The sequence below is a fragment of the Tenacibaculum sp. XPcli2-G genome, from assembly GCF_024124505.1.
GTDB classification, from domain to species: Bacteria; Bacteroidota; Bacteroidia; order Flavobacteriales; family Flavobacteriaceae; genus Polaribacter; species Polaribacter mesophilus.
In genome coordinates, this window is record NZ_JAMXSH010000003.1 from 17,629 (window position 1) to 30,428 (window position 12,800).

15 protein-coding genes are annotated in these 12,800 nt (G+C 31.1%); 7 read left to right on the forward strand and 8 right to left on the reverse strand.

Annotation, left to right across the window (positions count from 1 at the left end; translation table 11 throughout):
- The first annotated feature begins 12 nt into the window (after positions 1–12).
- Positions 13–885 carry a cation diffusion facilitator family transporter gene (locus NH341_RS07855; protein ID WP_253056318.1) on the forward strand — a complete coding sequence of 291 codons (873 nt, stop codon included), beginning with the start codon at positions 13–15 and terminating at the stop codon, positions 883–885.
- Positions 886–935: 50 nt separating this feature from the next.
- On the opposite strand, the gene NH341_RS07860 is transcribed toward NH341_RS07855, so the two are convergent.
- A complete protein-coding gene (locus tag NH341_RS07860) occupies positions 936–1,568 on the reverse strand; it encodes a 7-carboxy-7-deazaguanine synthase QueE (RefSeq protein WP_167713981.1) in 633 nt (210 codons plus the stop codon).
- A gap of 86 nt (positions 1,569–1,654) precedes the next feature.
- On the opposite strand from NH341_RS07860, the gene NH341_RS07865 reads away from it, so the two are divergent.
- From NH341_RS07865 to NH341_RS07880, 4 genes are all read left to right on the forward strand, one after another.
- On the forward strand, positions 1,655–3,175 hold the full coding sequence (locus NH341_RS07865; RefSeq protein WP_253056320.1) for a helicase HerA-like domain-containing protein: 1,521 nt from the start codon (positions 1,655–1,657) through the stop codon (positions 3,173–3,175).
- Positions 3,176–3,216: 41 nt separating this feature from the next.
- Positions 3,217–3,777, forward strand: a complete 561-nt coding sequence (locus NH341_RS07870; RefSeq protein WP_047789409.1) for a hypothetical protein — start codon at positions 3,217–3,219, stop codon at positions 3,775–3,777.
- 65 nt (positions 3,778–3,842) lie between these two features.
- Positions 3,843–4,382: a hypothetical protein gene (locus NH341_RS07875; protein ID WP_253056322.1), complete on the forward strand. Its 540-nt coding sequence runs from the start codon at positions 3,843–3,845 to the stop codon at positions 4,380–4,382.
- A 14-nt stretch (positions 4,383–4,396) separates the two neighbouring features.
- Positions 4,397–4,765, forward strand: a complete 369-nt coding sequence (locus tag NH341_RS07880; RefSeq protein ID WP_159611680.1) for a cupin domain-containing protein — start codon at positions 4,397–4,399, stop codon at positions 4,763–4,765.
- Here the strand turns inward: NH341_RS07880 and NH341_RS07885 are convergent.
- Positions 4,733–5,422: a ZIP family metal transporter gene (locus NH341_RS07885; RefSeq protein WP_173360054.1), complete on the reverse strand. Its 690-nt coding sequence runs from the start codon at positions 5,420–5,422 to the stop codon at positions 4,733–4,735. The two genes, NH341_RS07880 and NH341_RS07885, sit on opposite strands and share 33 nt — an antisense overlap.
- Complete coding sequence (locus NH341_RS07890; RefSeq protein WP_239180565.1) at positions 5,419–6,144, reverse strand: bifunctional 2-polyprenyl-6-hydroxyphenol methylase/3-demethylubiquinol 3-O-methyltransferase UbiG; 726 nt, start codon at positions 6,142–6,144, stop codon at positions 5,419–5,421. Before NH341_RS07890 ends, NH341_RS07885 begins: the two co-directional genes overlap by 4 nt.
- Before the next feature lie 113 nt (positions 6,145–6,257).
- Here NH341_RS07890 and NH341_RS07895 point away from each other — a divergent pair, with 113 nt between their 5' ends.
- Positions 6,258–7,439, forward strand: a complete 1,182-nt coding sequence (locus NH341_RS07895; protein ID WP_047790156.1) for a class I SAM-dependent RNA methyltransferase — start codon at positions 6,258–6,260, stop codon at positions 7,437–7,439.
- A gap of 87 nt (positions 7,440–7,526) precedes the next feature.
- Here the strand turns inward: NH341_RS07895 and NH341_RS07900 are convergent, their stop codons facing one another.
- The 5 genes from NH341_RS07900 to NH341_RS07920 all read right to left on the reverse strand — a co-directional run bounded on the left by NH341_RS07900 (position 7,527) and on the right by NH341_RS07920 (position 12,242).
- Positions 7,527–8,297, reverse strand: coding sequence for a pentapeptide repeat-containing protein (locus NH341_RS07900; RefSeq protein ID WP_047789031.1), 771 nt, complete (start codon positions 8,295–8,297; stop codon positions 7,527–7,529).
- Positions 8,298–8,416: 119 nt separating this feature from the next.
- Complete coding sequence (locus NH341_RS07905; protein WP_047789030.1) at positions 8,417–8,689, reverse strand: HU family DNA-binding protein; 273 nt, start codon at positions 8,687–8,689, stop codon at positions 8,417–8,419.
- 186 nt (positions 8,690–8,875) lie between these two features.
- Positions 8,876–9,820, reverse strand: coding sequence for a methionyl-tRNA formyltransferase (fmt, locus tag NH341_RS07910; RefSeq protein ID WP_201284799.1), 945 nt, complete (start codon positions 9,818–9,820; stop codon positions 8,876–8,878).
- Positions 9,821–11,707 (reverse strand): ATP-dependent DNA helicase RecQ, encoded by a 1,887-nt coding sequence (locus tag NH341_RS07915; protein ID WP_253056324.1) that lies wholly within the window; start codon positions 11,705–11,707, stop codon positions 9,821–9,823.
- Complete coding sequence (locus tag NH341_RS07920; protein ID WP_047789027.1) at positions 11,700–12,242, reverse strand: AAA family ATPase; 543 nt, start codon at positions 12,240–12,242, stop codon at positions 11,700–11,702. Before NH341_RS07920 ends, NH341_RS07915 begins: the two co-directional genes overlap by 8 nt.
- Before the next feature lie 114 nt (positions 12,243–12,356).
- On the opposite strand from NH341_RS07920, the gene NH341_RS07925 reads away from it, so the two are divergent.
- Entirely contained in the window at positions 12,357–12,638 is a 282-nt protein-coding gene (locus tag NH341_RS07925) for a DUF493 family protein (protein WP_047789026.1), read from the forward strand.
- The last annotated feature ends 162 nt before the right edge of the window (positions 12,639–12,800 follow it).

The window sequence follows — 12,800 nt, forward strand, 5'->3', positions numbered from 1 at the left end:
TATCATAATTCAATGAGTAAAGAAGAGTTAGCTATAAAAACCACCTATTTTAGTATTCTAAGCAATACTAGTTTAGCAATTATAAAAGGACTAGCAGGTATTTTTGGAAACTCATACGCGTTAATAGCAGATGCAATTGAATCTACTACCGATATTTTTTCTTCTCTTTTAGTGTTGTTAGGGTTGAAATATGCGAAAAGACCTGCAGATAAAAATCACCCATACGGACACGGAAAAATAGAACCTTTAATCACCTTTGTAGTAGTTGCTTTTTTGGTAACTTCGGCTACAATTATTGCCTATGAAAGTATACAGAATATCCAAACTCCACACAAAACTCCTAAAACATGGACGTTACTCGTTTTAGGGGCAATTATTATTTGGAAAGAAATATCCTTTCAAGTGGTTATCAGAAAGAGTAAAGAAACTAATAGTTCTTCTTTAAAAGCAGATGCGTGGCATCATAGAAGTGATGCAATTACTTCTGTAATGGCATTCATAGGGATTTCAATAGCACTTATTTTTAAAGAAGGTTATGAAACTGCTGATGATTGGGCAGCTTTATTGGCTTCGTTCTTTATTTTATACAATAGTTACCTAATTTTTAGACCAGCACTGGGTGAAATAATGGATGAACATGTATATGATGATTTAATAGAAGAAATAAGAGAAAAATCTATGGAAGTGACAGGTGTTTTAGGAACAGAAAAATGCTTTGTTCGTAAAGCAGGAATGAAATATCATGTAGATTTACATGCGATTGTAGATAGTACTATTACAGTAAAAGAAGGACACGATATTGCTCATAAATTAAAAGACTATTTAAGAGAAAAACTCCCAGACTTGGAGCATGTTTTAATTCATATAGAACCTAATGAATATTAAAAAAGCAACCTTTTTACTGAGCGTAGTCGAAGTATGGTTGCTTTTTTTGTTTATGGTATATTTAAATACTTGTGTGTTTGTAAGGAAATTTTCCATTGAGGATGCTCCATCACATAATCAATAATTAGAGGAGTCATTTTTTCCTTTTTACTCCATTCAGGTTGTAAAAATAATTTACATTTTTTACCAACTTTAGCAGCCTGTTCCTCAGCAAACTGAAAATCATTTTTATTATGAATAATCATTTTCAACTCATCTGCTTCTTGATAAGCACGTTCTAAAGGTAATTTTGTTTTTTTAGGCGATAAACAAAACCAATCCCAAACCCCAGAAAAGTCATACGCTCCAGAAGTTTCAATATGTGTTTTAATACCTTTTTCTTGAAGTTGCCCTGTAATATAGTCTAAACTCCACATTAAAGGCTCTCCACCTGTAATTACCACAGTTTCGGCATATTTCTTTGCATTTTCAACAATAATATCCGTTTTTGTAGGCGGATGTAAATTAGCATCCCAGCTTTCTTTTACATCACACCAATGGCAACCTACATCGCAACCGCCAATACGAATAAAATAAGCAGCAGTACCAGTGTGTGCTCCTTCTCCCTGAATCGTGTAAAACTCTTCCATTAACGGAAGCATTTCTCCTGTATTAATTAACTCTTGTACTTCTTTTTTCAACATAAGGGTGCAAAGATAGGCAACATTAAAAATTAATGAATGATTTTTGTTACTTTTACGTGTTTTTATCACAAAAAAGGTCATAAATAATGAGTAAAACCGAAGAGTTTTTCAATTACATCAAAGAAGGCTATACAACAAAAGGAGAGTTTATTACGCTAGGAGCAGGAATGTTAGGAGAAGAAACTGTAACAAACGCTCATGTAAATATTCCTTTAAAAACATTAAATCGTCACGGATTAATAGCTGGAGCAACAGGAACAGGAAAAACAAAAACCTTGCAAGTGCTGGCAGAAAACATGTCAGAAAAAGGAATACCTGTATTGTTAATGGATGTAAAAGGAGACTTAAGTGGATTAGCACAACCAAGTCCTGGGCATGCTAAGATTGATGAACGCCACGAAAAAATCGGAATACCATTTACTCCAACAAAATTTCCAATAGAAATTTTATCTATTTCAGAACAAAATGGAGTTCGTTTACGTGCTACAGTTTCTGAATTTGGACCTGTTTTATTATCACGTATTTTAGATTTGACGGAGACACAATCTGGAATTGTAGCGATTATTTTTAAATATTGTGATGATAACCAATTACCGTTATTAGACTTAAAAGATTTCAAGAAAATCCTTCAATACATAACCAATGAAGGAAAAGAAGAGATTAAAAAAGAATACGGACGAATTTCTACCGCAAGTACTGGGGCTATTCTTAGAAAAATTGTTGAAATTGAGCAACAAGGAGGTGATTTATTCTTCGGAGAAAAATCATTTGATGTTGACGATTTAACTCGTATTGATGAAAACGGACGTGGTGTTATTTCTGTACTACGTTTAACAGATATTCAAGATAGACCAAAACTGTTTTCAACCTTTATGCTACAGTTACTAGCTGAGGTATATGAAACTTTTCCAGAACAAGGAGATAGTGGTCGACCAGAATTGGTGATTTTTATAGATGAAGCCCATTTAGTATTTGATGAAGCTTCAAAAGCGTTGTTGAGTCAAATAGAAAGCATCGTAAAATTAATTCGATCTAAAGGAATAGGATTATACTTCGTAACACAAAATCCAAAAGATGTTCCAGAAGACGTATTAGCACAGTTAGGAATGAAGATTCAACATGCCTTACGTGCCTTTACAGCAAAAGATAGAAAAGCAATTAAATTAGCTGCAGAAAACTATCCAGATTCTGAATATTACGATACTAAAGAGGTATTAACACAGTTGGGAATAGGAGAGGCGTTGATTTCTGTATTAAATGAAAAAGGAATTCCAACACCATTGGCACGAACCATGTTACGTGCACCTATGAGTAGAATGGATGTATTAACAGATAAGGAAATTAAACAAGTTTTAGATAATTCAAGATTAATCCCGAAATACAACGATACTATTGATAGGGAGAGTGCTTACGAAATGCTAAACGAGAAGATAGAAAAAGTCAACAAAGAAAAAACTGAAGAAGCACGCAAAGAGGAGGAAGAAAAAACAAGAAGAAAATCTTCAACACGTAGTAGAAGCACACGTATGAACCCAATAGTAAAGGTATTAACCAGTGCTACCTTTATAAGAGCAGCCTTTGGAATTTTGAAAAAAGTAATAAAATAAGAAATACAAGAAATAGACGTTTTAAATATAAAAGAAGACAAATGAGAACATTTATGAAACCTTTAGTTATCGCAGTAATATCAGTACTATTTATCCAGTGTGGTAATAGCAAATTTGATATTGCTAAAGGAAAAGTAGGAAAGTTAACAACGAAAACAACTGTTAACGAAATAGAAAACGTATTTAAGCAAGACTCAGTAGTTAAAGTATTAAGTGAAGGGGCTAAAGGAAATAATCTTTTTCAAGAAGATGATAAGTATTTAGTATATGAAAAAGGAGGAAAGCATTTACTAACAATTACTCCAAAAGAACAATTAGACTCTACGTCAACAATTAAGAGTATTGAGATTTTTGATGATCGTTTTAAAACAAAATCAGGAGTAAATATAAAATCTACTTTTCAAGAAATTAATGCAAATACTAAGGTAAGTAAAGTAGAGTCATCATTTTCATCAGCAACCTTATTTATTGATGATTTAAACGCAACAATAACGATTGATAATGAAGATTTAGGTTTAAAAGAATTTAGTACTCAAAAAGTAACCAAAGAACAAATTCCAGATTTAGCCAAAATTAAATCATTTACTATTTGGTTTAACTAAAATATTTGAAGCCGAAACATATGTTTCGGCTTTTTAATTAATAACAGCTATGTAATTTTTAAAAGATGGAAGTAATAAAAATAGCATTTTTTGTATTGGGAGTTTTCTTTGGAGAAAACAGTAGGATAGGAGCGGAGAAAACAACCGTTACCATAAACCCAAATAAGCAAACAATAACCATAGTTCAAGAAAACATATTTGCACTTATAGCGAATGAAGCAGATAGTATGCAAGTTAGTACAGAGCTAGAAAAGGTGATAGCAAGAAATTGGAGAAAAGAAATAGAAACCTATCCATCAAAATCATGTACTTTTTATGTTACTGATAAAGGGGATTTAAACGCAAAAATTATACTGAAGTATCCTTCTGAAAATGTATTAAGAGATTTTGCTTTAGATTTTAATAAAGAAGCTAAAGAATTCTCTTTAATTAATATCCCTGATTGGAATGTTGAAACAGAAGATGGAGCATTAAAAGGAAATTATTGGCGATTTAGTGCAGACGACAGCTTTACTTTTGTTGTTACTCCTTTTAAAAACATGCCTGATAAGTTTAAAGACGCTAAAAGAAATCTTGCTCCAATTTGGGAAGCTGAAAAGGAATAGGTAAAAAATACATTATGAGTAAAAAATATAAGATTCAAAAAAGCCCGTTTGTAGTACCAACGACTGATGGAAAATTAATTGAAGAGCATTTTGGAAATGCTACTGATGGAAATTCAAAAGTAAGTATAGCACACATGATAGCACCTCCAGGCTGGAGTGAGCCTTTTCAAGCACCAGAATTTGAAGAATATACTTATATAATCAAAGGAAAAAAGCAATTCAATATTGATGGTGAAATTGTGGTGTTAGAAGCAGGACAATCGATTAAAATTGAAAAAAAGACACGTGTTCAATATTCTAACCCATTTACAGAACCCTGTGAGTATTTAGCAGTTTGTTTACCTGCTTTCTCAATGGGGTTGGTGCATAGAGAAGATAGTTAACAATATTCCTAAAATAATAGCAGCAAACTTTTGGTAGTTGAATTTATGGTTTTCCGTGCTTTCAAAAAGAATGATGGTTGAAATATGTAAAAACACTCCAACTATTAAAGCTGTAATTTCTGTATGGTATTGTTTTACTAAAAGAACGTTGTTAGATACTAAAATACCTAAGGGACTCATTAATGCAAATAAGGTTAAAAATAAAAAGACTGTTTTTTTAGAATACTTAGCATGTAATAAGAAGGTAGTTAAAACTATTGCAATAGGAATTTTGTGTACAACAATAGCCCATAATAAGTTGTCATCTGCATGATGAATAGGTAATCCTTCTGAAAAAGCGTGTACACACAAACTAATAAATAATAACCAAGGAAACTTAGACGAGTCAGAATGTAAATGTATATGTCCGTGTTCAGCACCTTTAGAAAAAGACTCTAATACCGATTGAATGATGATTCCCACTAAAATTAAAATACCAACTAATCTTGTGTTATTAGTGTAGAGATATACTTCTGGCAATAAATGTAAGATAGTTACTGAAAGTAAATAAGCGCCACTAAATGCTAATAATAAGCGAACGAAGGTATTACTAGGTTTTAGTGTAAAAACGAATAAAACACCTACTAAAACAGAGACAATTAGTAAAAAGTAACTCATTTAGCAACAATAATTAAGCGATCAGAAGATTGTGAATTAAACTCATTAAGACTGTAATCGCCAAAAACATGTGTTATTTGTAAATTGACACTACTAAAATATGATTGTAGTTTTTCTAAAGTTAAAAATTTTACACGCTCTGTATACGAGTGTGATTTTCCTTCAGCTGTAAAAGAAATATGTTTTAATATAAATCCGTCTTTAATTTCTTTTTTAATATTAAACTCAATACCATCAATAGTTTTTATTTCTTCTTTTATAAGTGTATTTTTTACTTTTTCAACATTTAAGAAGTCCAAGACAAATACACCGTTTTCTTTTAATCCGTTTTTAATACTTTTTAAAACAGCAATGTCTTCGTTATCATCTTCAAAATAACCAAAACTAGTAAAGAGATTAAATATAGCATCATATTTACTTTCAATAGGCTCTCGCATATCCCAAACTTCAAAATGAAGCGTGTCATTCTCAAACTGTTTGGCATGTTTAATACTATTTTTACTTAAATCACCACCCACAACGTCATATCCTAACGAGTTTAAGTATACTGCATGACGTCCTTTTCCACAGGGTAAATCAGCAATACGACTTAACTTAGGTAGTTGTAAGAAAGAAGTGATATTACGCATAAAAAACTGTGCATCGGCATCGTTTCTATGCTTGTATAAAATATGATAGTATGGTGTGTTAAACCACGAAGTAAACCAATCTGTTGTATTCATAATTATAAAGGTCTGCAAAAATACGCAAAACTTACGTTTTTTACATTCAAAGTAGAAAAGATTCATAACAACCCAAAATTAGCTGTACTTTTGCAATGAAATTTTACAGTTACATGGAAAAAGATTTTAAAATGACCGCCATAACCATGGCAGGTTTAGAAGGTGTTTTGGCAGATGAGTTACGTCAACTAGGAGCAATGGAAGTGAAAGAAGGAGTAAGGAGTGTTACTTTTAGAGGTGATAAAGGTTTTATGTACAAAGCAAATATAGCTTTACGTACTGCTATTCGTATTTTAAAACCAATTAAACGCAGTAAAATTTTTGATGAAGAAGATTTATACGAAGCAATTCAACGTGTAAAATGGGAACGTTTTTTGGATGTTGATGGAACGTTTGCGATAGGTTCGGTAGTAAATTCAAAGAACTTTACTTCAAATTCACATTATATTAGCTTAAAATCGAAGGATGCTATTGCCGATTATTTTATGCATAAGTATAAAAAGCGTCCGAATGTAGATTTAAAATACCCAGATGTAAAAGTTCACGTGCACATTCATAAAGAATGGCTAACTATTTCGTTGGATTCTTCAGGTGAGTCGTTACACAAACGTGGATACCGAAGTGCTACGAATATTGCTCCGATTAATGAGGTATTGGCAGCAGGATTAATTTTACTTTCAGGATATAAAGGGGAAGAGAATTTTATCGACCCGATGTGTGGTTCAGGAACTATTTTGATTGAAGCTGCAATGATTGCGAATCAAATACCTGCAAATATCAACCGAAAGCATTTTGCTTTTGAAAACTGGAAGGATTATGATGAAGATTTATACTTTGTTATTCAAGATTCGTTATTAAAGAAAATACGAAGTTCTCATTTTAAAATTATGGGATTTGATAAGGCTCCATCTGCAGTTAGAAAAGCGCAGCAAAATATTATCAATGCTAATTTGGATGAGTTTATAGGAGTACATCACGTAAACTTTTTCAATTCTAAGAAAGAAGTATTTGGTAAAACTACAATTTTGTTCAATCCGCCTTATGGAGAGCGTTTAAATATTGATGTAGAAGAATTTTACAGAAAAATAGGAGACACCTTAAAGAATAACTATCCAAATTCAACTGCGTGGTTAATTACGTCGGATATTCAAGCGCTAAAGTTTGTAGGGTTACGAACGTCGAAAAGAATACCGCTTAAAAATGCAGATTTAGATTGCCGTTTTGTAAAGTATGAACTGTATGAAGGTAGTAAAAAAGCAAAGAAGAATTCTTCATTTAACGATGAAGAAGAATAAAAATAAAAACTCCGCTGAAAGGCGGAGTTTTTGTTTTTAGCGTAAGTATATTTTAACTCCTTTTATTATGAGAGGAGAGTATAAACCTTATCTTTTCATTAAATACTTATTAAAACTTTTTCCGTTTATTTTAGTGTATTTAGAGTCTATATCAAAAGCTACTTCCATTCCAGTAATATCAAACTCTCCTGATACTTTTGTGTATTTAATATTTAAGTCTTCTTCAAACTTTACATTTCTAAATGATACACCATCTTTAAATTCGGTATATTTAAAAATAGCACTTTCATTGAAAACAGAGTTTTTAAAGCTTACAAAACGGTTAAAATCTGCATACTTAAATGTAGCTGGTTCCTCAAAAGAGGTGTTTTCGAAAGTAATATCTCTATCAAATTTTGCGTACTTAAATGTTGAGTCACCTTTAAATTTAGTGTTAGAAAAGTTTGTGTTTCTCTCAAAATCTGAATATTTAAACATCGCTTTTTGTTCAAAAGTACAATCTTTAAATACAACAATATCTTCAAAATTAGCAACAAAAGTATATCCACTTTTCTCATGAGGAATGTAGGCTAAAACATCATCATCAAAAACACAATTTACAAAAGAAACTTTATTTGTAATTTGTTTTTCAACGGTGTTAGATCCTCCATTATTCCACCAACTTTTTCTTTTAGGTAATTTAGGTAACGCTTCATTCATAAAAGTAAAGTCTAATGTACCTTTAATAGTAGTGTTAGAAATTTCTATTGCTTTTCCGTTTTTAACATCTCTCATAATATCAGATGCATTTATAACTTTTTGAGCAAAAGCAGTTGAAAAGCAAAGTAAAAGTCCTGTAATAGTAACTATAATTTTCATTTTTAATGGTTTTTTAAGTTCTATATAAAAGACAACTAACTTTTGGTTTTTGTGACACTTAAAAAAAAACAGTATTTAGTTGCCTAAATACTGTTAGTATATTTTCTTAAAAGAGGATATTAGTTTACTGAGTCACTTAAACCAGCACCAGCTTTAAATTTAACTACGTTTTTAGCAGCAATTTTTATTTCTTTTCCTGTTTGAGGGTTTCTACCAGTTCTAGCAGCTCTCTTAGAAACAGACCAAGTTCCCCATCCAACTAAAGCAACTTTATCACCTTTCTTTAAAGTATTAGTTACGTTAGTAGTTAAAGAATCTAATGCAGCTTTAGCGGCAGCTTTAGAAATTCCTGCATCAGCAGCCATCGCATCGATTAAATCTGATTTGTTCATAATTTAAATAGATTTTAAAATTAATTAATATTTTTTTGCTTCAATAGCTCAACAAATATAGACGGAACGCGAGATTGTGCAAGATTTGACTTGAAAAAAATACTCTTTTGTTAATAAGTTACCTTAAATTGTTAATAACCACTCATCTTTTTTTGTTAAAAACGCTAAAACCCCATGGATAAAGGGCTAGAGAACTTTTGCGTCTTTTTCGAATTGAAAACCGTTTAATAAACTCTGAACATCCATTAACTTTTTACCAGAAATTTTAATTTGATAAATATTTAAGTAACCATCTGTAACAGCAATTTTTAACTCCTTTTTAGTGGTAACGATAGCACCAACCTCAAGATTATGAGAAGTAGGATCTTTACTAACTCCGTATATTTTAGCAGAAAGTTCATCATCTCCATTTACAATAGTAGTCCAAGCAGCAGGATATGGATTTAATCCGCGAATATGATTATAAATATCATTTAAAGAGTTAGACCAATCTATCTTACAGTTATGAGGATATAATTTTGGAGCAGACTTTTCTTCTAATTCAGGTTGTTTAGTAGTTGTAACATCTCCTTTAGCAATTAAATCTAAAGTTTCAGCAACTAGTTTAGCTCCTAAGTGCATTAATCTGTCGTGTAACTTACCAACAATTTCATTTTCTTTAATAGTTACCTCACTTTGTAATATGATTTCTCCTGTATCAATTTTATCATCAATAAAGAAAGTAGTAACACCTGTTTTCGTTTCGCCATTTATAATTGCCCAATTAATAGGTGCAGCACCACGATATTCTGGTAATAGTGAAGCATGTAAATTAAAAGTACCATATTCTGGTAGTGCCCAAACGGATTTAGGTAACATTCTAAAAGCAACAACTACTTGTAAGTTAGCATCCCACTTTTTTAAATCTTCTTGGAATTCTTCGTTCTTTAAGTTTTTGGGTTGAAGAATAGGCAAGTTTTGAGAAAGTGCATATTTTTTTACAGCAGATTGATTAAGCTTACGACCTCTACCAGCAGGTTTATCTGGAGCAGTAATAACTCCTACTACATTATAATCATTCTCCACTAAATGCTGTAAAATGGTAGCAGCAAAATCAGGAGTTCCCATAAAAACGATGCGTAAATCTCTCATTTATTTTAAAAAGTATTTATTGTTTTTTGTGTGTATTTTTTCTTCGGAAAGAAGCTCTCGCAAAAGTATTAAAATGTTCGTTTCTTTTTCATTTAATAGCGAGCAGATTTCAGTAACTGTATAGGTTTTTTCTTTTTGTAAGTTAGAAAGAATATCTTTTTGGCTTATACTAGTTTTGTTTTTTCTTTGCAAACAAACATCACAGATTCCACAACTTTGAGAGCTGTGTTCACCAAAATAGGAAAGAAGTTGTACGCTTCTACAAACCGAATTGTTTTCTACAAACTGAAGTAAGTCTCTATTTTTTTGTTTTTTCTGTTTAATGTATTGTTTAATGTTTAGAGAAATTCGGTTGATGGTTTTATCATCTTCTCTAGGGTGTAAAAAGAAAAGTTCCGAATTGTTAGTAGCTTTTGTATAAGCTATTAATTCTTTTTGAGCTAACTTTTCTAAAGTATTGATTACGAACCAAGAGGTAGTACCTAGCTTTTTAGCAATGTAAAATTCATCAATTTTTATAAGGTTTTCAAAAATGCCACCATACATACGTAAAATTTGTTGGACAAAATTTTTAATTTGAGAGTTTTGATTTGTATGTGATATAACTTGTTTGCTTGAGGCTAAAAACTGAACTGTAGATTTTTGTTGGAAGCTATGATTTAATTCAATAATGCCATTATTATTGAGTATTTGAAGAGCATTGAATGTTTTATTGGGGATGAAATTATACTTATTACAAAAAGCTAAAAAATTAAAATCGAAAGCAGTTTCGATTAATTCACCTTTTGCAATTTGAAAATGTTGATATAGTTTTTGGTGAATAGTTTTTATTTCATCAATGGTTGGTAATGATTTTTCAAATAATTCACTACTTAAAGAAATATCACTATCGTTAGTTAATACTACAGAAAAAGACTTTACTCCATCACGTCCACCACGACCCGCTTCTTGAATGTAGTTTTCAATAGAAAAAGGTAGGTTAAGATGAATAACAACTCGAACGTTGGGTTTGTCTATTCCCATACCAAAAGCATTGGTAGCAACTATAATTGGAGTTTTCTCTGTCATCCAATTATCAAAAGCTAACTTTTTTTCTACAGGAGAAAGACCTCCATGGTAAAAAGAACTTTTAAATCCATTAGCATTTAAGTAACTACTAATTTCTTTCGTTTTACTACGAGTATTTACATATATAATTGAAGGAGCTTTTGTTTTAGTAAAAATCTGATTGAGCTTACCAAGCTTGTCTTCAGTTTTAAAAATTTGATAGGCTAAATTCTCTCTAAAAAAAGATTTTTTGAAAACGGTAGGTTTTTCTAATTCAAGAGAAGAAACAATATCTGAAATTACTTTTTGAGTTGCCGTAGCTGTTAAAGCAATTATAGGGATTGTTGGTAGTAACTCTTTTAAAACAGTAATCTCTTGATAAGAAGGACGGAAATCGTGCCCCCATTCAGATATACAATGTGCTTCATCAATAGCTATTAAGTTTACATTTAGTTGCTTTATTTTTTCTTGAATAAAACGAGATTGCAACCGTTCAGGTGAAATGTATAAAAACTTAGTATTTCCAAACCGAATATTATCAAAAAGTGTAATAATATCGTCTTGTGAGCTTCCAGAAGATATTAAAGTAGCTTTTATGCCTTTATCAATAAGATTAGCAACTTGATCTTGCATTAAGGCAACTAAGGGAGAAACTACTATACAAACTCCTTCCTTAACCAATGCGGGTACTTGAAAACAAATAGACTTTCCACCTCCTGTAGGAAGTAAAGCAACAACATTGTTTCCTGTTAAAACTTCAGTAATTATTTCTTGTTGAGGTTTTCTAAAAGAAGTATAGCCCCAATAATGTTTTAATATTTGTAGCGATTTATCATACATCGTGTTTTAACGAATGTAAAATAAAATCACAGCGCTCTTGTACCGAACCAAAAGGAACATCAATAATATTATAGCCTACTTCCTCGTAAGCTTCTTTTAAAAAGGTATCTATTTTCACTGATTGCTCGAAGGTTTCATAACGTTCGTTGTCAGATTTATAAATAGCCTCCCAAGGAGCGCACATAAATACTTTATTGTATAAATATTTATTGCTTTTTTTAATAAAAACATCTGGGTAGTCAGAACCTAAATAATTCATATAAGCGTGTACATCAGGAATCCCTCTATCAAAAAAGATAATCTCAGCATCACTTTGGTGAGCTTCTAAGTACTGTTGCTCTCTTCCTTCTAATAATAGTTGGCTAAATAATAAAGGTTGCTCTAAAAAAAGTTGATCAATACCATCTTTTTGAGCTTTAAGTGTAACCTCTCTTGAAATCTCTGGCATACATTCATATCCACGTCTAATAAATTCTCTTAAAATAGAGGATTTACCTGTACCAGGACCACCTATTAAAACTATTTTTTGTTGCATGGGGCAAAAATAAAAGTTTCAAGTTATAAATATAATAAATAGTGTAATTTTGTGCATCATCACTACATGCTTTAAATTTTTGATGAGTTTTTATAAAATAGTAATTTCTGAGTTATGCAAGATAGAGAAGCTTTTTACGCAAAATTAAAATCACAATTAGAAGATACCACAACGTTTCCAGCTAAGTATTTATATAAATTTATTGTTCCTACTGACGGTAGTCAGGAGAAAGAAGTACAAGACTTATTTAATAATGCTGGAGCAGTTATCAATACAAAAAAATCTAAAACAGGAAAATACGTAAGTGTATCAATACATATTACAGTAAAGAGTTCAAACGAAGTTATTTCGTATTATAAAAAAGCAGAGGCAATAAAAGGTATTATTTCTTTGTAAATTTATAACAAAAAAAGTTTTACACTTTCATTTTTGGATGTAGTTTTTCTTTTAAAAAAAGAAAAATTATGGCTAAAAATCTTTTACTAAGCTAAAAGTATGGCAAAGAACTTGATGCAATAAAAAAGATAAGTAATTATTTCTAGTAAGGAAAAGAATGAT

What these genes read in the sequence shown, in the direction of transcription:
- NH341_RS07905 (WP_047789030.1), bottom strand. Translation starts at nt 8,689, where the DNA reads ATGAACAAATCAGATTTAATCGATGCGATGGCTGCTGATGCAGGAATT.
- NH341_RS07900 (WP_047789031.1), bottom strand. Translation starts at nt 8,297, where the DNA reads ATGAAAATTATAGTTACTATTACAGGACTTTTACTTTGCTTTTCAACT.
- NH341_RS07855 (WP_253056318.1), top strand. Translation starts at nt 13, where the DNA reads ATGAGTAAAGAAGAGTTAGCTATAAAAACCACCTATTTTAGTATTCTA.
- NH341_RS07925 (WP_047789026.1), top strand. Translation starts at nt 12,357, where the DNA reads ATGCAAGATAGAGAAGCTTTTTACGCAAAATTAAAATCACAATTAGAA.
- NH341_RS07915 (WP_253056324.1), bottom strand. Translation starts at nt 11,707, where the DNA reads ATGTATGATAAATCGCTACAAATATTAAAACATTATTGGGGCTATACT.
- NH341_RS07870 (WP_047789409.1), top strand. Translation starts at nt 3,217, where the DNA reads ATGAGAACATTTATGAAACCTTTAGTTATCGCAGTAATATCAGTACTA.
- NH341_RS07920 (WP_047789027.1), bottom strand. Translation starts at nt 12,242, where the DNA reads ATGCAACAAAAAATAGTTTTAATAGGTGGTCCTGGTACAGGTAAATCC.
- NH341_RS07865 (WP_253056320.1), top strand. Translation starts at nt 1,655, where the DNA reads ATGAGTAAAACCGAAGAGTTTTTCAATTACATCAAAGAAGGCTATACA.
- fmt (WP_201284799.1), bottom strand. Translation starts at nt 9,820, where the DNA reads ATGAGAGATTTACGCATCGTTTTTATGGGAACTCCTGATTTTGCTGCT.
- NH341_RS07875 (WP_253056322.1), top strand. Translation starts at nt 3,843, where the DNA reads ATGGAAGTAATAAAAATAGCATTTTTTGTATTGGGAGTTTTCTTTGGA.
- NH341_RS07890 (WP_239180565.1), bottom strand. Translation starts at nt 6,144, where the DNA reads ATGAATACAACAGATTGGTTTACTTCGTGGTTTAACACACCATACTAT.
- NH341_RS07880 (WP_159611680.1), top strand. Translation starts at nt 4,397, where the DNA reads ATGAGTAAAAAATATAAGATTCAAAAAAGCCCGTTTGTAGTACCAACG.
- NH341_RS07885 (WP_173360054.1), bottom strand. Translation starts at nt 5,422, where the DNA reads ATGAGTTACTTTTTACTAATTGTCTCTGTTTTAGTAGGTGTTTTATTC.
- NH341_RS07860 (WP_167713981.1), bottom strand. Translation starts at nt 1,568, where the DNA reads ATGTTGAAAAAAGAAGTACAAGAGTTAATTAATACAGGAGAAATGCTT.
- NH341_RS07895 (WP_047790156.1), top strand. Translation starts at nt 6,258, where the DNA reads ATGGAAAAAGATTTTAAAATGACCGCCATAACCATGGCAGGTTTAGAA.